Origin of the sequence: Bordetella sp., assembly GCF_051960075.1 — a bacterium.
Classification (GTDB): Bacteria; Pseudomonadota; Gammaproteobacteria; order Burkholderiales; family Burkholderiaceae_B; genus Bordetella.
Genome location: NZ_JBQCER010000056.1, coordinates 53,415 through 77,703, shown reverse-complemented (window position 1 = coordinate 77,703; position 24,289 = coordinate 53,415). Strand labels below are relative to the sequence as shown.

The 24,289-nt window shown below is 65.9% G+C and carries 18 protein-coding genes; 6 read left to right on the top strand and 12 right to left on the bottom strand.

Translation table 11 applies throughout. The annotated features are described in order from the left end of the window. Window positions 1-44 precede the first annotated feature (44 nt). The 3 genes from ACTHJ1_RS09035 to ACTHJ1_RS09025 are packed head-to-tail and all read right to left on the bottom strand — an operon-like array spanning window position 45 to window position 3,791. Window positions 45-1,046, bottom strand: coding sequence for a transketolase family protein (locus tag ACTHJ1_RS09035; protein ID WP_440190902.1), 1,002 nt, complete (start codon window positions 1,044-1,046; stop codon window positions 45-47). After that, window positions 1,043-1,888 carry a transketolase gene (locus ACTHJ1_RS09030; RefSeq protein ID WP_440190899.1) on the bottom strand — a complete coding sequence of 282 codons (846 nt, stop codon included), beginning with the start codon at window positions 1,886-1,888 and terminating at the stop codon, window positions 1,043-1,045. Before ACTHJ1_RS09030 ends, ACTHJ1_RS09035 begins: the two co-directional genes overlap by 4 nt. Window positions 1,889-1,919: 31 nt before the next feature. Then, on the bottom strand, window positions 1,920-3,791 hold the full coding sequence (locus ACTHJ1_RS09025; protein WP_440190896.1) for a TRAP transporter large permease: 1,872 nt from the start codon (window positions 3,789-3,791) through the stop codon (window positions 1,920-1,922). Window positions 3,792-4,036: 245 nt separating this feature from the next. Between ACTHJ1_RS09025 and ACTHJ1_RS09020 the strand changes: the two genes are divergently transcribed. Beyond that, complete coding sequence (locus ACTHJ1_RS09020) at window positions 4,037-4,924, top strand: LysR substrate-binding domain-containing protein (protein WP_440190893.1); 888 nt, start codon at window positions 4,037-4,039, stop codon at window positions 4,922-4,924. A gap of 67 nt (window positions 4,925-4,991) precedes the next feature. On the opposite strand, the gene ACTHJ1_RS09015 is transcribed toward ACTHJ1_RS09020, so the two are convergent. Further along, window positions 4,992-8,957 carry a DUF3683 domain-containing protein gene (locus tag ACTHJ1_RS09015; RefSeq protein WP_440190890.1) on the bottom strand — a complete coding sequence of 1,322 codons (3,966 nt, stop codon included), beginning with the start codon at window positions 8,955-8,957 and terminating at the stop codon, window positions 4,992-4,994. Between the two features lie 264 nt (window positions 8,958-9,221). Between ACTHJ1_RS09015 and ACTHJ1_RS09010 the strand changes: the two genes are divergently transcribed. The 5 genes from ACTHJ1_RS09010 (at window position 9,222) to ACTHJ1_RS08990 (ending at window position 15,266) form a co-directional block, all read left to right on the top strand. Continuing rightward, complete coding sequence (locus ACTHJ1_RS09010) at window positions 9,222-9,695, top strand: type III secretion system chaperone (protein WP_440190887.1); 474 nt, start codon at window positions 9,222-9,224, stop codon at window positions 9,693-9,695. A 20-nt stretch (window positions 9,696-9,715) separates the two neighbouring features. Beyond that, window positions 9,716-12,022, top strand: a complete 2,307-nt coding sequence (locus ACTHJ1_RS09005; RefSeq protein ID WP_440190884.1) for a hypothetical protein — start codon at window positions 9,716-9,718, stop codon at window positions 12,020-12,022. 121 nt (window positions 12,023-12,143) lie between these two features. Next, a complete protein-coding gene (gene ilvA, locus ACTHJ1_RS09000; protein ID WP_440191009.1) occupies window positions 12,144-13,655 on the top strand; it encodes a threonine ammonia-lyase, biosynthetic in 1,512 nt (503 codons plus the stop codon). Between the two features lie 53 nt (window positions 13,656-13,708). Further along, complete coding sequence (locus ACTHJ1_RS08995) at window positions 13,709-14,473, top strand: SDR family NAD(P)-dependent oxidoreductase (protein ID WP_440190881.1); 765 nt, start codon at window positions 13,709-13,711, stop codon at window positions 14,471-14,473. Window positions 14,474-14,486: 13 nt separating this feature from the next. Beyond that, on the top strand, window positions 14,487-15,266 hold the full coding sequence (locus ACTHJ1_RS08990) for a sulfite exporter TauE/SafE family protein (protein ID WP_440190878.1): 780 nt from the start codon (window positions 14,487-14,489) through the stop codon (window positions 15,264-15,266). A gap of 15 nt (window positions 15,267-15,281) precedes the next feature. Here ACTHJ1_RS08990 and ACTHJ1_RS08985 read toward each other — a convergent pair whose 3' ends face one another. From ACTHJ1_RS08985 to purT, 8 genes are all read right to left on the bottom strand, one after another. After that, a complete protein-coding gene (locus ACTHJ1_RS08985) occupies window positions 15,282-15,833 on the bottom strand; it encodes an adenine phosphoribosyltransferase (RefSeq protein WP_440190875.1) in 552 nt (183 codons plus the stop codon). Window positions 15,834-15,900: 67 nt separating this feature from the next. Beyond that, window positions 15,901-17,592, bottom strand: a complete 1,692-nt coding sequence (gene cydC, locus ACTHJ1_RS08980; RefSeq protein WP_440190872.1) for a thiol reductant ABC exporter subunit CydC — start codon at window positions 17,590-17,592, stop codon at window positions 15,901-15,903. Continuing rightward, window positions 17,589-19,325: a thiol reductant ABC exporter subunit CydD gene (gene cydD / locus ACTHJ1_RS08975; RefSeq protein WP_440190869.1), complete on the bottom strand. Its 1,737-nt coding sequence runs from the start codon at window positions 19,323-19,325 to the stop codon at window positions 17,589-17,591. The genes cydC and cydD overlap by 4 nt, the downstream gene beginning before the upstream one ends. Further along, window positions 19,322-19,441 carry a cytochrome bd-I oxidase subunit CydX gene (gene cydX / locus ACTHJ1_RS08970; RefSeq protein WP_440190866.1) on the bottom strand — a complete coding sequence of 40 codons (120 nt, stop codon included), beginning with the start codon at window positions 19,439-19,441 and terminating at the stop codon, window positions 19,322-19,324. Before cydX ends, cydD begins: the two co-directional genes overlap by 4 nt. A 16-nt stretch (window positions 19,442-19,457) precedes the next feature. After that, window positions 19,458-20,603 carry a cytochrome d ubiquinol oxidase subunit II gene (cydB, locus tag ACTHJ1_RS08965; RefSeq protein WP_440190863.1) on the bottom strand — a complete coding sequence of 382 codons (1,146 nt, stop codon included), beginning with the start codon at window positions 20,601-20,603 and terminating at the stop codon, window positions 19,458-19,460. A 17-nt stretch (window positions 20,604-20,620) separates the two neighbouring features. Next, window positions 20,621-22,198 carry a cytochrome ubiquinol oxidase subunit I gene (locus ACTHJ1_RS08960; RefSeq protein WP_440190860.1) on the bottom strand — a complete coding sequence of 526 codons (1,578 nt, stop codon included), beginning with the start codon at window positions 22,196-22,198 and terminating at the stop codon, window positions 20,621-20,623. A 43-nt stretch (window positions 22,199-22,241) separates the two neighbouring features. Next, complete coding sequence (locus ACTHJ1_RS08955; RefSeq protein ID WP_440190857.1) at window positions 22,242-22,787, bottom strand: GbsR/MarR family transcriptional regulator; 546 nt, start codon at window positions 22,785-22,787, stop codon at window positions 22,242-22,244. Between the two features lie 225 nt (window positions 22,788-23,012). Next, entirely contained in the window at window positions 23,013-24,233 is a 1,221-nt protein-coding gene (gene purT / locus ACTHJ1_RS08950) for a formate-dependent phosphoribosylglycinamide formyltransferase (protein ID WP_440190855.1), read from the bottom strand. Window positions 24,234-24,289 lie beyond the last annotated feature (56 nt).

The following is a 24,289-nucleotide window of genomic DNA, read 5'->3' as shown; positions in this document are numbered from 1 at the left end:
CATTGAAATAAAACAATGCGCGGCGGGAAATAACGCCCGGGCGCTCACCCCAGCCAGTTCTTGATGCGCGATGCCAGCGCATCGCAGCTGATGCCGTAGCGGTCATGCAAAGTCGGCAAGGCGCCCGCGTCCAGGAAGGCGTCGGGCAGGCCGGCCAGCTGGAATCCCGCGGGCTGCACGCGCTGCCGCAACAGTGCGCCGGCCACCGCTTCGCCCAGGCCGCCGACCACCGAATGATTCTCGGCCACGACCACCAGCCGGTGGCGGTAGCGCACCGCTTCGATGATGGCCGCCTCGTCGAGGGGCTTGATGGTCGGACAATGCAGCACGGCCACGCCAATGCGGTCCTGCGCAAGCGCCTGCGCGGCCTCCAGCGCCCGCATCGTCATGATCCCGCTGGAGATGACGAGCACGTCGTCGCCGTCGCGCAGCAGCTTCGCCTTGCCCAACTCGAACTTGTAGTCGTACTCATCCAGCACCAGCGGCACCTGGCCGCGCAGCAGCCGCATGTAGACCGGACCGTCATGGGCGGCGATCTGCGCCACGGCCTGCTCGGTATCCAGGGCATCGCACGGATCGACGATCGTGAGCCCCGGCACCGCCCGCATCATGGCGATGTCGTCGGTGGCCTGATGGCTGGGCCCATAGCCAGTCGTCAGCCCCGGCAACGCGCAGCATAGTTTGACGTTCAGGTGCTCCTCGGCGATCACCTGATGAATGAAGTCGTAGGCGCGCCGCGTTCCGAACACCGCATAGGTGGTCGCGAACGGCGTCAGGCCTTCTTTGGCCATGCCGCCGGCCGCGCCCATCAGCAGCTGCTCGGCCATGCCCATCTGAAAGAAGCGTTCGGGATAGGCCTGGGCGAACAGATGCAGATCGGTGTATTTGGCCAGGTCGGCCGTCATGCCCACGACGTCGGGCCGCGTTTCGGCCAGCGCCACCAGGGCTTTGCCGAACGGCGCCGCCTGAGTGCGCTGTCCTTCGCCGGCGATGGAAGCGATCATCGCCGACGTCGTCAGGCGGGGTTTCTTCTCGACGGCACTCATTTGCGCGCTCCTTCGGCCTGCAGCTGATCGAGTATCTCCAGCGCCTTGCGCCACTCCGGCGGATCGACGCGGATGAAGTGATTTTTTTCCCGCGTTTCCAGAAAAGGCACGCCCTTGCCCATGAGCGTGTCGCATAGAATCACGCGCGGCCTGCCTTCGCCTAAACAGCGCGCGTAGTCGAAGGCCCGCAGCACCGCCGGTAGATCGTTGCCATCCACGCGCTGTACATGCCAGCCGAAAGAGGACCACTTGTCCGCCAGCGGCTCGAATCCCAGCACCTTGCTCGAAGGGCCGTCGGCCTGCTGATTGTTGATGTCGACCAGGCAGACGAGGTTGCCCAGACCGTGATGGCTGGCAGCCATGGCGGCTTCCCAGGTGGAGCCCTCATCCAGCTCGCCGTCCGACATCGAGTTGTAGACAAAGGCCGGATTGCCTTTGCGACGCAGGCCCAATGCCATGCCGACTGCGATGGGTAGCCCCTGGCCCAGCGAGCCGCCGGAGATTTCCATGCCGGGTGTGTAGGCGGCCATGCCCGACATGGGTAGACGGCTGTCGTCGCTGCCGTAGGTTTCGAGTTCGCTCTCGCTGATGATGCCGGCCTCGATCAACGCGGCATAGAAGGCGATTGCATAGTGACCGTGAGAGAGCAGAAAGCGGTCCCGCTCCTCCCAGTCCGGGTCGTCGGCCCGGTAGTTCAAGGCATGGCCGTAGGCGACCGCCAGCACGTCGGCCCAGCCGAGCGCCTGGCCGATATAGCCCTGGCCCTGAACCTCGCCCATGCGCAAAGCGTAGCGGCGTATGCGGTAGGCGCGCTCCCGCAGCGCCGGAACCAATTCGTTCATCGTCTATCCCCGATGGAAAAGAAAATCTTGCTCAAGGCGAAGAAGGCAGCAGCCCGATGGAAAACCAGGGCACGAAGGCGACCAGCAAGAGGCCGACCAGAAGAACCCCCAGGTAGGGCCAGATGCAGCGCATCGCGGCATCGGGGTTTGTGCGCCCGATGGTGCAAGCCGCGTAATAGCCCAGGCCGAAGGGCGGCATGAATAGGCCGATGCCCATGGCCAGGATCACCACCATCGCGTAGTGCACCTCGTGCACACCCATCTCTCTGGCAACGGGAAACAGCAGCGGCGCAAACAGCACCATCGCCGGGATGCCTTCGAGCACGCTGCCCAACACCACGAACACCACGATGGACACAATGAGAAAGCCGTACTTGCCGCCGGGCATGCCGGTCATCAGGTGCGCCAGGGACTGGGCGAAACCCGACTGCGTCAAAGCCCAGGACATGCCCGTGGCCGTGCCGATGATGAAAAGGATGGCGCCGGAGAGACTAGCCGTGTCCACCAGCATCGGATAAATGCGCTTCCAATCGAAGCGGCGGTAGACCAGCAGGCCGACGACCACCGTATAGGCGATGCCGATGGTCGAGACCTCCGTCGCGGTCGCCACGCCCTCGGCGACTGCCGTGCGTATCAGGAAAGGCAGCACCAGCGACGGCAAGGCGACGACGAAGGCACGCCCCACCATCCTGGCCGACGCGCGCTTGAGGCCCTGTTCGGGTTCGACGCTGCGAAAGCGCACCAGAATAGCCAGCATTACGGCAAGAACCACGCCGGGCATGACGCCGCCGGTAAATAGCGCGCCAATGGAGATGCTTGCAACCGAACCGATAGTGATCAACACCAACGAGGGCGGAATCGTCTCGGCCATGGCGCCGGACGACGCCAGCAAGGCAATCAACTCGCCTTCGTCGCTGCCGCGCCGCTTCATTTCGGGTAGCAGCACGGGCGCCACCGCGGCCATGTCGGCGGTCTTGGCGCCGGATATGCCCGAGATCAGCAGCATGGCGCCCAGCAGCACGTAGTTCAGGCCGCCCCGCACATGCCCGAGCAGCGAGCCGAGGAAATCGACCATCGCGCGGGCCATGCCCGTCATCTCGACCAAATGGCCCAGCAATATGAACAGCGGCACGGCCAAGAGGATCAGGGAGCTCATGCCTTCGTCCATGCGCCCGCTCACCACGGCCAACGGCGCCGAGGTCGTGCACAGCATGAACGCCACCGTCGCCAGCCCGAAGCAGAACGCGATGGGCACGCCCAGCAGCACGCAGGCGCCCACCATCAGGACGAAGAAAATGAAAAGATTCCAGTTGCCTATGCCCTGCAGCCAACCCGCACCGAGATAGAGCGCACCCGCCAGGACGGCAAGAAGTGCAGCCATGCCGATTAGATCGGCCAGGCCGCGCCGCGCCAGGCGCAGCAGGCTGATGGCGATCATCAGCGCCCCGCCCACGGGCACCGCGGCAGCGCGCACCGTGTCCGGCAGCGACAGGGCGGGAGTCTGCACAATCCATTCGTCCCGCGCGTACTGGGTCATGGGACCGATCAGCAGCATCAGGAATAGACACGGCACAGCGATCGCCAGGACCTCGGCCCAGGCCCGGGCCCGCGGCCCCCAGCGCGACACCAGAAACGTAGTGCGCATGTGCGTGCCGTGCCGCAGTGCCACGGCCGCGCCCAGGTTGGCCAGCCAGAGAAACAGGATGGATGCCAGCTCATCGGACCAGGGCAGCGGCTTGTCGAGAACAAAGCGCATCACCACGCCCAGCAGCAGCACGAGCACCTCGCCCAGCACCAGAAGGGCGGCGGGTATTTCGATGCAACGTCCCAGCCAGATTTCGGCGCGCGCGAACGCCGAGTCGTCCTGCTCGACGACAGTTTGCTCCAGGGAGAGGGAACTCATCCGTTACCCCGCAAGCCCTGCGAGGCGCAGGAATGCGCGACGCCGGTACAAAGGGGTCCGATGTCCAACAGACAGCACGTGAAATCCGCCATCGCGGCCATGGTTTGTCTCCTGCCTTGTGATCGAGGACTGGCGTCCGCTTGCTTTTATTTATGAGGCAGATGTTGTGGGATCAGGAACATGATGACAAGCGAATTATCATCAGCCTAAGATGACATATCGTCATGTAATACCGGACTCTCCCCATGGCCGTCGTTCCTCCTATTGCGAATCTTCTGGCTTTTGAGGCCGTGGCCCGGCGGCGCAGTTTCATGCACGCCGCCGCCGAGCTGCACCTCACGGCCTCCGCGATAAGTCATCAGATTTCGCGGCTTGAGGCGCAGCTCGGCGTGCGCCTTTTCGAACGCGACGCCCATGGCGTCAAGCTGAGCGCGGCCGGATCGCGCTATATGGCGCGCATCGGCGGCGCCCTGTCCGCCATCGTCGCGGCAAGCGACGATCTGCAGCACGGCGTGAAAAACAGTCTCTACGTGCATGCCTCGCCCAGCTTCGCCAGTCTGTGGCTGGTTCCCCGGCTGCAGGCCTTCACGCAGGCGCATCCCGAGATCGTCCTGAACCTGTCGGCAACGCCGACGCATAGCGATTTCACGCTGGGAAAGGTCGACGTGGACATCCGCTACGGAATACCCCAGTGGCCCGATCTCACGGTCGAGCCCCTGTTCGAAGAACGGATCGCCCCGCTGGCCAGCCCCGACTTCATCCGCTCGCGTCGTTTACGGCGCCCCGAACAGCTCATGGACGCGCCGCTGATCCAGAGCACCGTCAGCGTCGTTCAATGGCCGGACTGGTTCGCCGCCGTGACCGACCAACGTGCGCCAGGGCGGTTCGCGGCGCGGTTCGACCGGGCCCAGATGGCTCTGGACGCGGCATCACAGGGGTTGGGCGTCGCGCTGGAGAGCACGACCATCGGCGCGCAACACCTGGCCAAGGGGCTGTTGCGCCCGGTTCTCGGGCTCGAAAAATGCATCAGAGTCCAAGCGCATTTTCTGGTGTATCCCGCGCAGCACGCGCGGCGCAAGCCGGTCGAAGCATTTATCGACTGGCTGCGTCAAGAGACGAAGAAGAAGGCCTGAGGCCTGTCGACACGCAGGTGCGGCGCTTTTCCGCGTCAACAGGCTCCAGACAGACAGCGCCGATCGATCAGACCAACACCCGTTCGATGCCGCCCAGGTTGGCTTGGCGCACGTAGTCTTCCATCCACGACTCGCCCAGAATATGGCGGGCCATTTCGACCACGATGTAATCGGCCTGGGCGCCGGTGTCTTCTTCGTAGCGCGACAGGCCTTGCAGGCACGACGGGCAGGAGGTCAGAACCTTGACCTGCCCGGCCGCCTCGGTAGAACCCACCGCGACGCCCAGCTTCTCCATCCCCTGCATCAGGTCTTCCTGCTTGCGGAAACGCACCTGGGTCGAGATATCGGGACGCGTCACCGCCAGGGTGCCCGATTCGCCGCAGCAGCGGTCGGTCTTGATCGTGCCGTCGCCCACCAGTGCCTTGACCGTCTTCATCGGATCCTGCAGCTTCATCGGCGAGTGGCAGGGGTCGTGATACATGTACTTTTGACCCGTCACGCCGTCGAGCTTGATGCCTTTTTCGAGCAGATATTCGTGGATGTCGATGAGGCGGCAGCCCGGGAAGATCTTCTCGAACTCGTAGCCCGCAAGCTGGTCGTAGCACGTGCCGCAGCTCACCACCACTGTCTTGATGTCGAGGTAATTGAGCGTGTTGGCCACGCGGTGGAACAACACCCGGTTGTCGGTGATGATCTTCTCGGCCTTGTCGTTCATGCCGTTGCCGCGCTGCGGATAGCCGCAGCACAGATAACCCGGCGGCAGCACCGTTTGCACGCCCGCATGCCACAGCATGGCCTGCGTGGCCAGGCCTACCTGCGAGAACAGGCGCTCGGAACCGCAGCCCGGGAAGTAGAACACCGCCTCGGTGTCGGCCGTGGTGGACTTGGGATCGCGGATGATGGGCACGTAGTCCGCGTCCTCGATGTCCAGCAGCTTGCGCGCCGTCTGCTTGGGCAGGCCGCCGGGCATGCGCTTGTTGACGAAGTGCACCACCTGCTCGCGGATGGGCGGCTTGCCCACCGTGGCCGGCGGACGCGCCGTTTGCTTGCGCGTGAACGAACTGAGGAAATCGTGCGCCGCGCGCTGCATCTTGTAGCCCACCCCCACCATGGCCTTGCGCGTGGCGTTGATGGTGGCCGGGTCCTTTGCATTGAGGAAGAACATGGCCGCGGTCGTGCCGGGATTGAACGACTTGTGCCCCATGCGGCGCAGCAGCGCGCGCATGTTCATCGATACGTCGCCGAAGTCGATGTCCACCGGGCAGGGGTTCAGGCACTTGTGACAAACTGTGCAGTGGTCGGCCACGTCTTCGAATTCTTCCCAGTGCTTAAGGCTCACGCCGCGGCGGGTCTGCTCTTCGTACAGGAAGGCTTCGATCAAGAGCGATGTCGCCAGGATCTTGTTGCGCGGCGAATACAGCAGATTGGCGCGCGGCACGTGCGTGGCGCACACCGGCTTGCACTTGCCACAACGCAGGCAGTTCTTGACCGAATCGGCGATCTGGCCGATTTCGCTTTGCTGCATGATGAGCGATTCGTAGCCCATCAGGCTGAAGCTGGGCGTCCAGGCGCGGCGCAGGTCGGCGCCCGGCATGAGCTTGCCGGCATTGAAATGCCCGGCAGGATCGACGCGGCGCTTGTAGTCCTGGAAAGGCTTGAGTTCGGCCTCGGTCAGGTACTCGTACTTGGTCAGGCCGATGCCGTGCTCGCCCGAGATCACGCCGTCCAGGTCGCGCGCCACCTGCATGATGCGCGCCACGGTTTCATTGGCCTCGCGCAGCATCTCGTAGTCGTCGGAATTGACCGGGATGTTGGTGTGCACGTTGCCGTCGCCGGCGTGCATGTGCAGCGCGACGAACACGCGGCTCTTGAGCACGCGCGCATGAATGGCGCGCAGATCGTCGATGATTTTCTTGCAGGCATCGCCGGGGAACAGGCTGACGAGACCGGCCAGCACTTCGGCCTTCCACGACACGCGCACCGTGCGGTCCTGCACGACGTCGAACACGCGCACCTGCGGCAGCCGCGCCAGGCGGTCGGCCAGTTCGGCATGCAGGTGCCCCAGGCCCAGAGAATCGAGCTCGGGCAAAGCCTGCGCCAGCGGCATGTCCAGGTTGTCGAGCAACCACTGCCAGCGGCGGCGCGCGCCGTCGAGCAGCATCACGGCCTGGCCGCGGCGCTCGTCGATCACCTCGGCCGTCAGGCCCGTGTCGTCATCGTCGTCGCTGGCGGCGGCGCTCGGGGAGAGCGAGTCGGCGATGTAGGCATCGAGTTCGTCGAGCAGGCGCAGCTTGTTGCGCGTGGACAGCTCGATATTGAAGCGCTCGATGTAGTCGGTGTACTCACCCATGCGCGGCAGCGGGATCACCACGTCTTCGTTGATCTTGAAAGCGTTGGTGTGGCGCGAGATGGCGGCCGTGCGCGAACGGTCGGCCCAGAATTTCTTGCGCGCCTCGGGGCTGACGGCGGTGAAGCCTTCGCCGTGGCGGGTATTGGCCAGGCGCACCACTTCGCTCGCGGCCGCGGCCACGACGTCTTCGTCGTTGCCGACGATATCGCCGATCAGCACCATCTTGGGCAGCACGCCGCGCTTGCTCTTGGTGGCGTAGCCGACCGCGCGCAGGTAGCGCTCGTCCAGGTGCTCCAGGCCGGCCAGGATGGCGCCGCGCGCCTGCCCTTCGCCGTCCAGGTAGCCCTTGATCTCGACGATAGAGGGAATCGAGTCGCGCGCCTGGCCGAAGAACTCCAGACAGACCGTGCGCGTGTGCTTGGGCATGCGGTGCAGCACCCAGCGCGCCGAGGTGATGAGGCCGTCGCAGCCTTCCTTCTGCACGCCGGGCAGGCCCGCGAGGAATTTGTCGGTGACGTCCTTGCCCAGGCCTTCCTTGCGGAACACGCGGCCCGCGATTTCCAGCAGTTCGGTCTTGATCGGCTTGCCGCCCGGCTTGCCTCTGCCGTCGAACCAGTTGAGTTCGAATCGCGCCACGTCCACATCGTGGATCTTGCCCATATTGTGGCCCAGGCGCGTGACTTCCAGCCAGTTGCCGTCGGGGTCGACCATACGCCACCAGGCCAGGTTGTCCAGCGCGGTGCCCCACAACACGGCTTTCTTGCCGCCGGCGTTCATGGCGATGTTGCCGCCCACGCACGAGGCCTCGGCCGAGGTGGGATCGACGGCGAAGACGAAGCCTGCGTGCTCTGCCGCCTCGGCCACACGCTTGGTGACCACCCCGGCGCCGGCCAGCACGGTCGCCACGGGCGCGTCCAGGCCGGGCAGCAGCGTCTGCTCGACCGGGCCCAGGGCCTCGAATTTTTCGGTGTTGATGACGGCCGAGCGCCAGGTCAGCGGAATGGCGCCGCCGGTATAGCCGGTGCCGCCGCCGCGCGGAACGATGGTCAGGCCCAGCTCGATGCAGGCGCGCACCAGCGGCGCGATTTCGTCTTCGCTGTCGGGCGTGAGCACGACGAAGGGATATTCGACGCGCCAATCGGTGGCGTCGGTGACATGGGCCACGCGCGACAGGCCGTCGAACTTGATGTTGTCGCGCGCCGTGCAGCGGCCCAGCACGCGCTGCGCCTGCTGGCGCAGGGACAGGGTCTCGTCGAAGCGGCGCTCGAAATCGAGCACTGCGCCGCGCGCCAGGACCAGCAGGTCGACCACCCGACCGTCGCGCTGGGTGTCGACGCTGTCCGAGGACGGCGTGCGGCGGCGGTCGATCTCGCCCAGGCGATGATGCAAGGCCTCGATCAACAGCCGGCGGCGCTTGGGATTGTCGAGCAGATCGTCCTGCAGATACGGATTGCGCTTGACCACCCAGATATCGCCCAGCACCTCGTAGAGCATGCGCGCGGAGCGGCCGGTGCGGCGCTCGCCGCGCAGGTCGCTCAGCAACTGCCAGGCGTCTTCGCCCAGCAACAGGGAGACGATTTCGCGGTCCGAAAACGAGGTGTAGTTGTAAGGGATTTCGCGCAAGCGCGCGCCGGGAGCCGGCGGAACCGAGGCGAGGATTTGGCTGGCGAGTGGGGCGTTCATAGACGAGGAAGTGGCCCTTAAAAACCCATTCTAGATCATCGCCGCGCGGCGGCTCGGTAATAACCCCAGGATTGCGCTTTAAGAAAGATGCAAGCCCGGGCTGTCGCCCCCCCAGCTCGACGCCCTCAGCCGGGCGCCCCCTGGTCGGGCGGCCCCGCCCAGCGCCCGTACGGCGCCGCGCCGGCATTGGAACCTCGCGCCGCGGTCGGTTACTCACGGGGCATGCGCCGGCACGCTAGCCGGCAGCCTATCCGGAGCCTGTTCATGGACAAACGAGATCTGGCCAGCCGCCTGCTGGCCGACCTGGGCAATACCCTCACCGTCGGCCCCCTGGCCCTGGACGCCGCCACGCAAAGCTGCGTGCTGGTGTTCGACGACAACCTGATCCTGAACATCGAATACGACCCCGGCACCGAGCGCCTGGTCCTGTCCTGCTACCTGGACGAACTGCCGTCCGAAGGCGCCGAACCGCTGCTGCGCGAACTGCTGGCCGCCAATCTTTATTGGCATCGCACCCGCGGCGCCACCCTGTGCCTGGAGGAAGGCACGGGCGGCATCATCCTCACCTACCCCTGCTCGGTGACCGAACTCGACAGCCATGCCTTCGAAACCGTGGTCGAGAATTTCGCCAATCAGGCCGAACGCTGGACGCGCCGCATCGCCCAGGCCAGGCAGGCCGCGCCGGTCTCCCCCGCCATGGCCATGACCGACTCGACTCTCCCCCCGACCTACGCCTGACCCCGCCGCAGGAGCGCGCCATGAATCTCGATGCACTCAGCCGCAATCTGGTTCGCCAGGGCACGGATCTCGACCAGGTCCTGAGCCAGGGCAAAAGAGACAACTACGAACTGACCAAGCCGCTCGATCCCCCGAGCAACTGGACCAAGTTCAAGGCCGCGCTCTCCAGCGTGCCCCTGCTGGGCCAGCTCGGTTCGTTGCAGCAGGCGCGCGCCGAGTGCGAGTCGTATCCCGTGCGCCTGGGCGAATATCAGGCCAACAACCGCCAGATCCTGGCCGGCCTGACGACGGACATGCGCGCCAAATACGGCGATCACATCGCCAATATGGCGATGCGCGATCTGAACCAGACCGACGGCGCGCCCCTGACCGGCCGCGCCGTCAGCAACATGCTGCAGTCCGCCGAAAAAGCCCAGGCCAGCAATCGCTCCTGGAACAACCAGCACATCACGCGCTTCCTGGAAAGCGGCCTATCGGGCGGCGGCCGCGGCCGGGGCGAGACCGACATGATCGGCATCTGCCTGGAACGCGGCATGAAGCTCGGCGGCGACAACCCGAACTGGCAAGGCATGGTCGATGGCAAGTCGGCGCGCTTTCTCGAACGCCTGGTCCGGGAGAACTGCAAGGCCATGCCCGAGTATGCCCAAGGCCAGTTGAGCAACCGGCAGATCGCCGACGCGGCGGAAAAGGCGCTGAACCTTTACGAGGCGCAAGTCGCAGAATTGATGAAAGTGCCCGGCATGACGCTGGACAAGATCGGCGAGTTCCTGACCAGACTCCCGGACTCCACCTTCAAGCAGGGCGACGCAGGCATCGCCAAGCATCTGAAGGAAATGGCCATCACCGACAGCATGGTCGCGCCGATGGATCGCAAGAATCCGGAGTCCATGCTGTGCCGGCTGGCCAAGGCGGCCACCGACGAGGCGGGCCTGCCGCCGCTGCCCGACAGCGTGCTCAAGTCGATCTCCAACAACATGACCGAAGGGCTGGGCTACAACATCCCGGCCTTGCAAAACCAGTTGGGCTGCGCCGCCGACGCCGAGTCCACCGTCAAGGCGCTTCTGCCCCGGCTGGAGGTCCAGGTGACCCGCGCCATCGACGAGCACATCAAGGCGCTGCAGCTCATCGATCGTTCCACCACCATTCCTCCCGGCGTCAAGGCGGAACTGCTCGCCATCGCCGCCAGTCGCCGCATCGACCCGGTGCAGGTGCAGGCCTACCTGGAGGCCGGCCAGGCCATGCGCGGCGTCGCGCAAGGCCTGCAGCAGGGCAACCCGGGCCGGGCCATCGAAGGCCTCAAACAAGGTTTGACCGCCTTCGAAGACGGCATGGAGAAGATGAAGATACACGGCAACGAAATGTGGGAATCGGGCAGCCTGAGCGGCGGCGATTTCACCTACGAGATGCTCGACCAGATGTCGCGCGTCGCGGTGTCGTCCTACAGCCGGGAAGAAGCCGAGGCCCTGCTCACGCTCTTCACCGGCCCCGAGGGCGTCCAGCTGGTTTCCAGCCTGAGCCTGTCCAAGGACACGCGGCTGTCGGTGCAATCGCGCATGGTCCACCTCGCCCTGGTCGAGGCCGTGGCCGTGCAGGCCGGCCGCTCGGCCGACGTAGCGCGCAATATCGCCAAGAGCCTGGGCAACAGCCCGGAAATCACGCTCGACAAAGTGCCGCCCAGCGCAGCCCGCCTCATCCTCGGCCCGCCAGGAGAAACCGACGACCGCGGCGTGGTGCGGAACTCACCCAACGGCAATCTCGTATCGACCGAATTCAATCCGCAGCAGGTCATCGATGCGCAACGCGGCACGATTTCCGACTACGTCTTGAACGACGGCGCCGGCAGCAAGCCCTGGTTGTCCAGGACCATGGAAGTGGACGTGGGCCGCGCGACCTACTACATGCAGGGTACGCTCATCGGCACCAGCGGCGGGGAATCCGCCCCGACGCTCAAGAGCTTTCGCGATGGCTTCCCTGAGGGCCCCGGCGGCGACGCCCTGGCGCTGGGCGTGAGCCGCTGCATGAACCAGAACGGCATCAACGCCTTCTTCGAATTCAACAATCAAGCCGCCTTCCCCGACAAGACCGTCCTGTTCACCGGCAACAAGACCGCGCACGAAGCCTGGCCCAACGGCGACGGTAGCTGGTCGGTGCGCAGCACGCTCTCGACGCGGCCCAACGGCATATCCTCCGACAGCGTCAATATCGACGCGATACAAAGCGACGGTGCGGCGCTGTACACGCTCACTTATCGCATCCAGCCGCCCGAGACGGAAGGCGGACAGGCGAGCATCTCGGTCGTCGATTCGCGCGTAGCGTTCGAGTTCTAAGACCTGCCGGCGCCCGACAGACGGCGCGCCGGCCCGGCGCGGGCCCTGTGGTACGCTCTTTGACCCGCTTCGTCCTCGATGAAGGACGGGCGGTTTGGCACTTATTCCCACGCCCGCAGCCATGTCCACCGACTATCTCAAACGCATCCTGACCTCCAAGGTCTACGACGTCGCCGTCGAATCGCCGCTCGAACCCGCCACGCTGCTTTCGCAGCGAATTTCGAACACGGTGCTGCTCAAGCGCGAGGATACGCAGCCGGTGTTCAGCTTCAAGCTGCGCGGGGCCTACAACAAGATGGCCAACATGACGCCCGCTGCGCGCGCGCGCGGCGTGATCGCCGCATCGGCCGGCAACCATGCCCAAGGCGTGGCCCTGTCGGCCAGCCGGCTGGGCTGCCGCGCCGTCATCGTCATGCCCACCACCGCGCCGCAGGTCAAGGTCGACGCGGTGCGCCGCCTGGGCGGCGAGGTGGTATTGGCCGGAGAAAGCTTCAGCGATGCCTACGAGCACGCCAAAAAGCTCGAGAAAAAAGAAAAACTCACCTTCGTCCACCCCTTCGACGACCCCGACGTGATCGCCGGCCAGGGCACCGTCGGCATGGAGATCCTGCGCCAGCATCCGGACGAGATCGACGCCATCTTCGTGGCGGTCGGCGGCGGCGGCCTGATCGGCGGCGTGGCGGCCTACGTCAAACAGCTGCGTCCCGACATCAAGATCATCGGCGTGCAGACCGAAGACTCCGACGCCATGCTGCGCAGCGTGCGCGCCGGACGCCGCGTGCAGCTGGCCGATGTGGGCCTGTTCGCCGACGGCACGGCCGTCAAACTGGTCGGAGAAGAAACGTTCCGCCTGGCGCGCCAATATGTGGACGATTTCGTCGTGGTCGACACCGACGCGATCTGCGCCGCCATCAAGGACGTTTTCCAGGACACGCGCAGCGTGCTCGAACCGTCGGGCGCCATGGCCGTGGCTGCCGCCAAGCAATATGCCGCCCAGCACAAACTGCGCGGCAAGACGCTGGTGGCCATCGCCTGCGGCGCCAACATGAATTTCGATCGCCTGCGCTTCGTGTCCGACCGCGCCGAGGTGGGCGAGATGCGCGAAGCCGTGTTCGCCGTCACCATGCCCGAGCAGCGCGGCAGCTTCCGCCGCTTCTGTGAACTGGTGGGCGAGCGCAGCGTCACCGAGTTCAACTATCGCATGGCCGACGGCGGCGACCGAGCCCATGTCTTCGTCGGCCTGCAGGTGTCCTCGCCGGCCGAACCGGGCAAGATCGCCGCGCATTTTCGCAAGAACGGCTTCGACACGCTGGACCTGACCCACGACGAATTCGCCAAGACCCATCTGCGGCACATGGTGGGCGGCCGCTCGCGCCAAGCGGCCAACGAAGTGCTCTACCGCTTCGAGTTTCCCGAGCGGCCCGGCGCGTTGATGCGCTTTCTGAACGCCATGAACCCGGACTGGAACATCAGCCTGTTTCACTACCGCAACCAGGGCGCCGACTACGGCCAGATCGTGATCGGCATCCAGGTGCCGGCCGGCGAGAAAAAACAATTCAAGAATTTCGTCGCCGAGCTCGGCTATCCGCACTGGAACGAGACCGACAATCCGGCGTACAAGCTGTTCTTGTAAGCTTTCTTGCAGTTCTCCTGCCGTTCTCTTTATCACCGAGTTCAAACATCGCTATGAAAAAAGTCGCTTTCATTACCGGCGCCACGTCCGGTTTCGGCCGCGCTAGCGCGCGCCGCTTCGCCGCCGGCGGATGGTCGCTGGTGCTCTCGGGCCGCCGCGCCGACCGCCTCGAAGAACTGAAAAAAGAGCTGGCAGACAAGGTGCCCGTGCATATCGCCACGCTGGACGTGCGCGACGCCGCGGCCGTGCAGGCCATGGTCGACGCCCTGCCCGCCGATTTCCGCCCGATCCGCTCGCTGGTCAACAACGCCGGCCTGGCCCTGGCGCCCGTACCCGCGCAAAAAGTCGAGCTGCAGGACTGGCACACCATGATCGACACCAATATCACCGGCCTGGTCAACGTGACCCACGCCGTGCTGCCGCTGCTGCTCGAAACCGGCGCCGGCGCCAGCATCATCAACCTGGGCTCGGTGGCCGGCCAGTGGCCCTATCCCGGCGGCCACGTCTACGGCGCTTCCAAGGCCTTCGTGCAGCAGTTCTCCTACAACCTGCGCTGCGATCTGCCGGGCACCGGCGTGCGCGTGACCGACATTGCGCCGGGCATGGCCGAGACCGAATTCACGCTGGTGCGTACCAAGGGAGACCAGGCCGCGTCGGACAAACTCTATCGCGGCACCACGCCGCTCACGGCCGAAGACATCGCCGAACAGATCTACTACGTGGCCACCCTGCCGGACCACATCAACATCAACCGGCTCGAGATCATGCCCACGCGCCAATCCTGGGCGCCGTTCGCCATCGACCGCGATCAAACCTGACGCCGGCCGTGCCTTGAACGACGACGGATCCGCCGCCGCGACGCTGGCGACCCATCCCTGGGCCCTGGCCTTCGCCGGCTTGGCCATGCTGGCCGCCGGCGCGATGCGCGGCTTCAGCGGCTTCGGCGCGGCCATGCTCGGCATGCCGGCCTTGTCCATGGTGTTTCCGCCCGCGCTGGCGGCGCCCATCATGACCAGCATGCAGATTCTCTCCACGCTGCAGACCGCCGGCGCCGACAGGCCGCACGTGCTGTGGCGGCAGGCCTTGATCCTGGGGGTGGCCAGCGGCGTCGCGGCCCTGGTCGGCGCGCAGCTGCTGGTCGCGGCCAACCCATCCATCAGCCGCCTGATCATGGGCTGCATCGTGCTGGCGGCCGTGGTGGTCCTGGCCTCGGGCTGGCGCTATCACCATCAGCCCCGGTTCGGCGTCACGCTCACGGCCGGCGCGTGTTCCGGCCTGGGCAACGGTTTCGCCGCCATCGGCGGCCCGCCCCTGGTGGCCTATTTCCTGGGCGGCCCGTTCTCGCCGCTGAACGCCCGGGCGACGATGACCATCATTTTCGGCGTACAGAGCACGGTGTCGCTGATGACGCTGGCCGCGATGGGCAAGGTGTCCTCGCACACGCTCTTGTTCGTGCTGATCGCCTACCCCTTGCAGGCCGTCGGCATCGTCCTGGGACGGCGCCTGTTTCTGCGTCACGGCGATTCGCATTACCGCCGTGTTTGCATTTTTATCCTGGCGCTGATGGCTTTGCTGCTGATCGCGCGCTCGGCCTGGGACATGCTGGCCTGATCTCCAGCCGGCGCGTCAGTCTTCGCCGTCTTTGAAAGCGCAAACGGCGTAGAACGGCGTGCCCGTAGCTGCGATCTTGGCCGACCCGTTCAGGTCGGGAAGGTCGACGATGGCGCCCGCTTCCAGCACGTTGGCGCCCAGGCGCTGCAAAAGCTTGATGGCAGCCAGCATGGTGCCGCCGGTCGCGACGAGGTCGTCGATCAGCACGACGCGCTGGCCGGTGCGCACCGCATCGGTATGCACCTCGACCTCGGATTGGCCGTATTCCAGCGCGTAGATCTCCGACATCGTGCTGCGCGGCAGCTTGCCGCGCTTGCGTATGGGCACGAAGCCCACGTTCAGGGCATAGGCCAGCGCGCTGCCGATGATGAAGCCGCGCGCGTCCACGCAGGCGATCAGATCGATGCGCTTGCCCATGTAACGATAGACGAACAGGTCGATCAGCGTGCGGAAGCTGCGCGCATCCTGCAGCACCGGAGTGATGTCGCGAAAAACGACGCCGGCCTGAGGCCAGTCGGGAACGCTGCGGATGGCGCGACGGATGAGATCGGCGGAGTCGGCCTGCATGAGGGGCGTTCCATAAAAAGACGCAAGCCGCACTATAGCCGCAACCGCCCCGCCCCGGGGTCTTTGTTTACATAGTTTGCACGGCCGCCGCCAGCGTCTCCAGACGGCCCTCGCGCATATGCAATTGACGATGCGTCGCGCCGGGCGGCAGCGCGGCGTGCGTGACCAGCACGGCGGCGCGCCCGGACAGGGCCCGCGGCAGATCGCTAAGAAAATCGGCCTCGGTTTGGGCATCCAGACCCGCAGTCGGCTCGTCCAGCAACAGCACCGCGGCCGGTGCGAGCAGCGCCCGCGCCAGGCAAAGGCGCCGCGCCTGACCGGCCGACAATGCGGCGCCCGTCTCGCCCACCCAGCTGTCCAGTCCGCGCGGCAGCCCACGCACGAACGTATCGAGCCGCGCCGCGCGCAACGCCGACCACAGTGCCGCATCGTCGGCTTCGGCATCGCCGATGAGCAGATTGCTGCGCACGGTGCCCAGGAAGACCGGAGCATCCTGGGAGAGCAGCGCAATGCGGCGCTGCACATCGGCCTGCGCGCATCGTCGCAGATCGCATCCGCCGTAGCTCACCTCGCCCGCGCCGGGGTCGTCCAGACGCAGCAGCAAATGCAGCAGTGTGGACTTGCCCACGCCGCTGGCGCCGACGATACCCACCCGCTCGCCCGGCCTCAGGGTGAAATCGACGCCGTCCAGCACCCAGGCGGCCGGGTCGTCCGCCGTTTGCGGATAGGCGTAGCGCACGCCGCGCATCGCCAGCTCGCCCGACTCCGGCACCGGCAGAGGTCGCTCGGGATCCTGCAGATCGGGCTCCGAGCCCAGCAGGTCGGACATGCGCCGGGCCGCTGCGCGCGCAGCGCCCCATCGCGCCGCGCCGCGCATCACAGGTCCGGCCACTTCGAAAATGCCCAGCGTGGCCAGCAACAGCCCGGCCAGATAAGGCCCGGTGAGCCGCGCTGCCGCGATGGCCGGCAGGCCCGTCCACAACACGGCCAGCACCGCCAGACCGGCCGCCGCCTGCAAGATCCATTGACCGTGCGCGGCCAGGAGCACCTGCGTTTGACGGGCCTGGCCGGCCTCACCGCACAAACGGTCGGCGTGTTCCAGCACGGCGGCGCGCGCGCCCATGGCCTCGATATCGGCGTGTCCCTCGACGGCATCGAGCACGGCCGTGCGCAAGTCGGCCGCGCTTTGGCGGGCCTGAACGCCGGAACGCCGCGATGCGATCGCCAGGCCAATGGGCAGCACCAGGCAGGCCGACAGCAGGCTCAGCAACAGGATCAGGCCCGCGGACGGCAGGCTGAATGCGACCACCAACGCCACCGCAAGCCCGCCCAGCAAGGCCGTGGCGACAGGCGCCAGCACGAAGAGAAACACCGTATCCAGGGCATCCACGTCGCTGGTGAGCCGCGTCACCAGGTCTCCGCCGCGAAAACGCGCAAGCTGCCGCGGCGTGAGGCGGGCCAAAGCGCCGAATACCGCGCCGCGCAAATCGGCGAGCAGGTGCAGGGTTGCGCCATGCCCGACCAGGCGCTCGGCATAACGCGCGCCGATGCGCAGAAAAGACAAGCCGCGCACCAGGGCCGAAGGCGCGAACAGATTGAAGTCGATGCTCGCCCCCGCCAACGCCGCACCCGCCAGAAACCAGCCCGCCACGCCGAGCAGGCCCACGCCCGCCGCCACGGCCAGCAGCGCCAGCAGCAAAGCCAGCGCCAGGCCGCCGCGGCGACGGCGATAAAGCGCAATGATCGATATGCGCTTCATGCGTCGATGACCTTGCCGTCGATCAGGCGCAGCCGGCGCGCAAAGCGCCCGGCCACCGCGGACGAATGCGTGACCAGCAACAGGGTGCGCCCGCGCGCATGCTCGACGATGGCGTCGATCACGCGCTCCTGCGTCGCGGCATCCAGATGCGCCGTGGGTTCGTCCAGCAGCAACAGGCCTGCGTCGCGCAGGAACAGCCGCGCCAGGGCCACGCGCTGCGCCTGCCCGCCCGACAGGCCCGCGCCGCCCGGCCCGAGCGGCGTATCCAGCCCTTGCGGCAGGGTCTGGGCGAACTCCCACACGCAGGCCCGCCGCGCCGCGTCGGCCACCTCGTCGGCGCTTGCGTCAGGCCTGGCAAAGCGGATGTTGTCGGCGATCGTGCCCTGGAACAGATAGGGCTTCTGCCCGATCAGCGTGACGCGCGCGCGCAGCTCAGGCTCGGCCCACGACTGCAAAGGCCTGCCGCCCAACAGAATCTCGCCGCGAGCCTTGCGCAGCCCGCACACGGCTTCGAGCAGCGTGGTCTTGCCGGCGCCGCTGGCGCCCATCAACACCGCATGGTCTCCGGCTGCCAGGTGCAGCGACGCATCGCGCAGCACGGACAGGGGGCGGCCCGGCGCTTCGACGGTAAAACCCTCGACGGCCAGGCTCAAGGCCACGGCCGAGCCGGCGGCGCTCGCTTGCGGTGCGTCATCGAAAATGAGCTTGCCGGTGGAAGGCAGGCCGTCGAACAGGCGGTCGATCTCGGCTACCGCTGCGCGCGCGGCGGCGCGATCGTGATAATGCGCGGCGAACAGACGCAAAGGCGCATAGACCTCGGGCGCCATCAGCAGGCAGAAGAACCCCGCCTTCAGGCCGAACCCCGGATCGGGTGCGCCCAGCATGCCCAGGTAGCGCAAGCCGATGTACACCGCGACGCCCGCCACGCCCAGCGCAGCGAAAAACTCCAGCACGGCCGACGACAGAAAAGCCACGCGCAGCACTGCCATCGTGCGCGTGCGCAACGCCTCGCTGGCCTGCGCCACGTCCAAGGCCGCGTCATCGGCTCGGCCGTATAGCTTGAGCGTGGACAAGCCGCGCAGCCTGTCGGCGAAAAAGCCCGACAGCCTGGCGATGGAGCGCGCGTGACGGCGGCTGGCGGCCTCGGCCCCCCACCCCACCAGGGCCATGAAAACCGGAATCAACGGCGCGGTGACAAGCAGCAACAGGCCCGCCCCGATGCTCTGCGGCAGCAGCAGCGCCGAAAAGACGACGGGCAGCACGCCGGCCGCACCCACGGCCGGCAGGTATTTGGCGAAGAACCCTTCCAGCGCATCGGTTTGCTCGACCCGCGCGCTGGCCAGTTGGCCCGAAACCTGCTGGCGGGTCCATTGCGGGCCGGCCCGCAGAAGGCGGTCGAACAGCGCCAGCCTGATCCGATGTTTGATGGTTTCCGCGGCGTTGGCACCGGCGCGTTCGGCCAGCCACGCCAGGGCCGCGCGCAGCAGAATCAAAAAGCCGATGGCGGCAATGGGCCTGATCAGCTGGCTGCGATCGGCGCCGTGGGCCAGGGCCGCGTCGAGCACACCGGCCAGCAACCACGCCTGCAAGGCCAGCAAAGCCCCTGCAACCAAGGGCGCCGCCCCTGCCACGACAAGCGGCGCGCGCGCCAGCTTCGCCTGACCCGACAACCAGGCGGACTGGACTCTGGAGGCCGGCTGCGGCGCGTGCTCGATGCTCGAGGCTGCGCTCACCGAGCCCGCGCAGCCGGTTTCTGCCGCTGCGCTTCACGCAACTCGAACCACATCGCGTTGAGAATGCCGAAGGTGCAGGCCAGACCCAAGCCCAATATCCAGGAGAAGTACCACATGGTTGAAACCTCCGACTCAATAGGAGTTGGGCGTGTCGCCCACGGATTCGTGCGTGACCTTGCCGCGCATGACGCGGTACACCCAGGCGGTATAGGCCGTGATGATGGGCAGGAAGACCGCAACGGCAATCAGCATGATCCACAGCGTCATATGACTCGACGAGGCGTCCCACACCGTCAGGCCGGCCGCCGGCTGCGATGACGAGGGCAACAGGAAAGGAAAGAGCGCGAAGCCCGTCGTGAGAATGACCCCCGCGATCGACGCGGCCGAGGCGATGAAAGCCAGCGCGCCCGCGCCCGGCGCCAGCAGCACCAGCAGCGCACCTGCCACGCCCAGGACAGGCGCGATCCACATCCACGGCCACGTGTGGAAGTTGTTCATCCACGCGCCGGCATGCAGCGTCACGGTCTTGTCCAGCGGATTGGACGGCCCGCCCATGTCGAACCCGCTGGCAATCTGGCCGTTCAGGCCGTAAGCCACCCAGAAGCCGCCCAGCACGAAGAGCACGATGGCCAGCAGCGCGGCCAGCCGCGCCCAGCCGCGCGCGCGGCCCGCGATAGGATCCTCGGTGCGCCAGACCAGCAGCACTGCGCCGTGCATGACCAGAAGGGCCACGCTCAGCACGCCCGCGAGCAGCGCGAAAGGGGTAAAGAGCTGATAGAACGCCCCGGTGTAAACCGGCCGCAGGGTGTCCGGGTCCAGTCCGTGCGGCACGCCCAGGATGACATTGCCCATGGCCACGCCGCACACCAGCGCGATCACCACGCCCGAGAAGCACAGCACGCCGTCCCAGGCATTGCGCCAGACCGTGCCTTCCAGCTTGCTGCGGTACTTGAAGCCCACCGGACGCAAGATCAGCGCCAGCAGGATCAGCATCATGGCGAGGTAGAAGCCCGAGAACGAGGCTGCGTACAGCATGGGCCAGGCGGCGAAAATGGCGCCGCCGGCGGTGATCAGCCATACCTGGTTGCCTTCCCATACGGGGCCCACCACGTTGATGACCACGCGCCGTTCGGCATCGGTCTTGCCCACCAGCGGCAGCAGCGCCGCGACGCCTGCGTCGAAGCCGTCCATGACTGCGAATCCGATCAACAAGGCGCCCAGCAGCACCCACCAGATGACACGCAACGTCGCGTAGTCGAGGGGAATCAGGTTTTCCATCTTCGATCTCCCGGAGTTCAGGCGTCCAGCGCCGCGCGGACGGATCCCATGCCCTGGCCGGCGAGCACCGGCGGGCTGTCATCCTTGGGGCCGGCTTTGATGGCATGCAGCATGACCTTTACGCCGACGATGAACAGCACCGTGTAAAGCACGACGAAGATGCTCAAGGTGAGCGCCACGTCGAGCAGGGACAGGCCCGATGCCGCGTAATAGGTCGGCAGCACACCCTCGATCACCCAGGGCTGGCGCCCCGATTCGGCCACGAACCAGCCCGATTCGATGGCGATCCAGGGAAGCGGCAGGCTCCAGAGCGCGATCTTCAACAAGCGCGGGCAATGCGACAGCTTGTCTTTGGACGTCAGCCAGAACGCTGTCGCGAAGAACAGAATCAGGTAGAGACCCACGCCCACCATTACACGGAAAAGGATGAAGAGCGGTGTCACCGTGGGCACCGTGTCCCACGCCGCCTGGGTGATCTGCGCGTCGGTCACTTTGGAAAGATCGGGCTGGTAGCGCTTGACCAGCAAACCGTAGCCCAGGTCGCGCCAATTGCCCGCAAACGCCTTGCGCGCGTCCTCGTCCTTGGGGTTGGCCCGGATGCGCTGCAATTCTTCGTAGGCCGCAATGCCCGAGCGGATGCGGACCTCGGCGCGCTTGACCAGGTCGTTGATGCCCAGAAGCGGCTGGGTGATCGAGCGCGTGCCGATCAACCCCATCACATAGGGAATGCGAAGGGAGAAATCGTTCTTGTGCTCGGCCTGGTCGGGCCAGGCCAGCAAATTGAAGCTGGCCGGCGCGGGTTCAGTGTCCCACATCGATTCCATGGCCGCGATCTTCATCTGCTGATGCTCGCCGGTGAGATAACCGCTCTCGTCGCCCAGCACCACCACCGACAGCGCCGCGGCCAGGCCGAAACTGGCCGCCACCGCCATGGAGCGTTTGGCCAGTTCGATATGGCGACCCTTGAGGACATACCAGGCGCTGATGGACATGACGAACATGGCGCCCAGCACGTAGCCGGCGCTGACCGTGTGCACGAACTTGGCCTGCGCCACCGGGTTGAACACCACGGCGGCGAAATCGGTCATTTCCATGCGCATGGTGTCGGGATTGAACACCGCGCCCACGGGATTCTGCATCCAGCCGTTGGCGATCAGAATCCATAGCGCCGACAGATTGGTGCCCAATGCCGTGAGCCAGGTCACCGTCAGATGCCCCACCTTGCTCAGCCGGTTCCAGCCGAAGAAGAACAGGCCGACGAACGTGGCTTCCAGGAAGAAGGCGGACAGACCTTCGAGCGCCAGCGGCGCACCGAAAATGTCGCCCACATAATGGCTGTAGTAGGACCAATTCATGCCGAACTGGAATTCCATGACCACGCCGGTCGCCACACCCAGAGCAAAGTTGATGCCGAAAAGCGTGCCCCAGAACATGGTCATGCGCTTCCAGATGGGCTTGCCCGTCATGACGTACACGCTTTCCATGATGGCCAGCAGAAAAGACAGGCCCAGCGTGAGGGGAACGAATAGAAAATGGTAGAGCGCGGTCGCGGCAAACTGCAGCCGAGATAGGTTGACGACGTCGAAGTCGATCATGCGAGTCTCCTTTCGCTTCTTGAAGACGAAATGCGGCGTCCGGCTATTCGCGCACGCGCAGCTTCCCGGCGAACGTCAGCACTTTCTGTACGCGCGAGCCCAGCTTCATCAGATGCCGCAGGGTCTCGGGGGGCAGGCGCTGCACCTCATCGAACCAGCCGGTGGACAGCTCGATGAGTTCCAACATTTCCCGCATGCGCTGTTGCGCGTAGACATCGGACTCGCCCGCGGGCGGTTCCAACAAAGTATCGCGCAACAGCGTCATGGTTGGATCGATTTCGCGCTTGCGTTTTTCTTCGGCAAGCACGCGGAATATTTCCCAGACATCCTGGGGGGTTTCGAAGTAGTCCCTCCGGTCGCCCACGCGGCGCACCGTCTTGACCAGCCGCCACGACTGCAGCTCTTTCAGACTCATGCTGATGTTGGAGCGCGACACGGTCAGCGCCTCGGCAATGTCGTCGGCGCACAGCGGCTGCGGCGCCAGGAACAGCAACGCATAGATCTGCCCCACGGTACGGTTCACGCCCCAGCGGCTGCCCATTTCGCCAAAGTGCAGGATGAAGCGCTCGGTTTGTGGGGAAATAGCCATTTGTTACGATGATTTCATTAATTTCTGAAATTATAGAATTTGACGCAACAAGGCGCAACAACATTAAAAGCCATCTTCATGGCAGCGTTATTGATCTACAACAAAAAAAACGAATTGCGACGCGCCTGGAAACGCCGACCCGGCGGCGTGGCCCTTGGCGCGCAAAACCGAAGCCCACCGAATCGGGCGGGCAGAGTCGAACCGGCCGCAGCTAGCCGGGCAACCCTAGCCGGCCGCCTCGACGCGTACCGCCGAGGACACGCGCAGCGCCTTGGCGCGGGCCTGGTCGGTATCCGGCGCGGTCGCCAGCGCCACGCCCATACGGCGCTTGACGAAAGATTCGGGCTTGCCGAACAGGCGTATATCGGTGCCTGGTTCGGCCAGGGCCTGGGCCACATTGTGAAAGCTGACGCCGCGCGCCTGCACGCCGCCGTAGATGACGCTGGAGGCGCCCGGCTGACGCAGCGAAACGTCTACCGGCAGGCCCAGCAACGCGCGGGCGTGGAGGTCGAACTCGCTCTGAACCTGGCTGATCAGGGTGACCAGGCCCGTGTCGTGCGGGCGCGGGCTGACTTCGGAGAACCACACCTGGTCGCCGGAGACGAAGAGCTCAACCCCGAAAACGCCCATTCCGCCCAGCTGCGACGTGACGGCCAGGGCGATCTCGCGCGAACGCGCCAGGGCTTTCGGCGCCATGGGATGCGGCTGCCAGCTTTCGACGTAGTCGCCGTCGACCTGGCGGTGGCCGACAGGTTCGCAGAAATACGTTTCGATTTCGCCGGACGCTGCGCGGGCGCGCACCGTAAGCAGCGTGATTTCGTAGTCGAAATCGATGAAACCTTCGACGATGGCCCGACCGCCGCCGACCCGACCGCCCTCCTGGGCATAGCGCCAGGCCTGCGCAATGCCCGCCTCGTCGCGGATCACCGACTGGCCCTTGCCCGACGAAGACATGACGGGCTTGATCACGCAGGGAAAGCCGATGCCGCCCGCGACAGCCGCGCGCAGCTCGTCTTCGCTGTCGACGAACTTGTACGGCGACGTGGGCAGCCCCAGGGTCTCGGCCGCCAGACGGCGTATGCCCTCGCGGTTCATGGTGAGCTGGGCAGCCCGTGCGGTGGGCGTGACGCGCGCCAGCCCCTGCGCCTCGATCTCGACCAGCAGGTCGGTGGCGATGGCCTCGATTTCGGGCACGATGATGTGCGGCCGCTCGGCCTCGATGATCCGCCGCAGCGCCTGCGCGTCGGTCATGGACACCACGTGGGCCCGGTGCGCCACCTGCTGTCCCGGCGCATCGGCGTAACGGTCGACCGCGATGACTTCCGTTCCCAGACGCTGCAGAGCGATGATCACCTCTTTGCCGAGCTCGCCCGAGCCCAGCAACATGACTCGGATGGCCGAGGAGGACAAGGGGGTGCCGAGCACCGGGGCGGGGAAGTCGGTCATGAGGAAAAATGAAAAGCAGCGGGGAAATGGGCTGAAACAGGCGAAAAATCCGCGTC

Excerpts from the sequence above, each read along its gene's own strand:
- ACTHJ1_RS09035 (WP_440190902.1), bottom strand. The coding sequence starts at position 1,046 with ATGAGTGCCGTCGAGAAGAAACCCCGCCTGACGACGTCGGCGATGATC.
- ACTHJ1_RS09030 (WP_440190899.1), bottom strand. The coding sequence starts at position 1,888 with ATGAACGAATTGGTTCCGGCGCTGCGGGAGCGCGCCTACCGCATACGC.
- ACTHJ1_RS09025 (WP_440190896.1), bottom strand. The coding sequence starts at position 3,791 with ATGAGTTCCCTCTCCCTGGAGCAAACTGTCGTCGAGCAGGACGACTCG.
- ACTHJ1_RS09020 (WP_440190893.1), top strand. The coding sequence starts at position 4,037 with ATGGCCGTCGTTCCTCCTATTGCGAATCTTCTGGCTTTTGAGGCCGTG.
- ACTHJ1_RS09015 (WP_440190890.1), bottom strand. The coding sequence starts at position 8,957 with ATGAACGCCCCACTCGCCAGCCAAATCCTCGCCTCGGTTCCGCCGGCT.
- ACTHJ1_RS09010 (WP_440190887.1), top strand. The coding sequence starts at position 9,222 with ATGGACAAACGAGATCTGGCCAGCCGCCTGCTGGCCGACCTGGGCAAT.
- ACTHJ1_RS09005 (WP_440190884.1), top strand. The coding sequence starts at position 9,716 with ATGAATCTCGATGCACTCAGCCGCAATCTGGTTCGCCAGGGCACGGAT.
- ilvA (WP_440191009.1), top strand. The coding sequence starts at position 12,144 with ATGTCCACCGACTATCTCAAACGCATCCTGACCTCCAAGGTCTACGAC.
- ACTHJ1_RS08995 (WP_440190881.1), top strand. The coding sequence starts at position 13,709 with ATGAAAAAAGTCGCTTTCATTACCGGCGCCACGTCCGGTTTCGGCCGC.
- ACTHJ1_RS08985 (WP_440190875.1), bottom strand. The coding sequence starts at position 15,833 with ATGCAGGCCGACTCCGCCGATCTCATCCGTCGCGCCATCCGCAGCGTT.
- cydC (WP_440190872.1), bottom strand. The coding sequence starts at position 17,592 with ATGAAGCGCATATCGATCATTGCGCTTTATCGCCGTCGCCGCGGCGGC.
- cydX (WP_440190866.1), bottom strand. The coding sequence starts at position 19,441 with ATGTGGTACTTCTCCTGGATATTGGGCTTGGGTCTGGCCTGCACCTTC.
- cydB (WP_440190863.1), bottom strand. The coding sequence starts at position 20,603 with ATGGAAAACCTGATTCCCCTCGACTACGCGACGTTGCGTGTCATCTGG.
- ACTHJ1_RS08960 (WP_440190860.1), bottom strand. The coding sequence starts at position 22,198 with ATGATCGACTTCGACGTCGTCAACCTATCTCGGCTGCAGTTTGCCGCG.
- ACTHJ1_RS08955 (WP_440190857.1), bottom strand. The coding sequence starts at position 22,787 with ATGGCTATTTCCCCACAAACCGAGCGCTTCATCCTGCACTTTGGCGAA.
- purT (WP_440190855.1), bottom strand. The coding sequence starts at position 24,233 with ATGACCGACTTCCCCGCCCCGGTGCTCGGCACCCCCTTGTCCTCCTCG.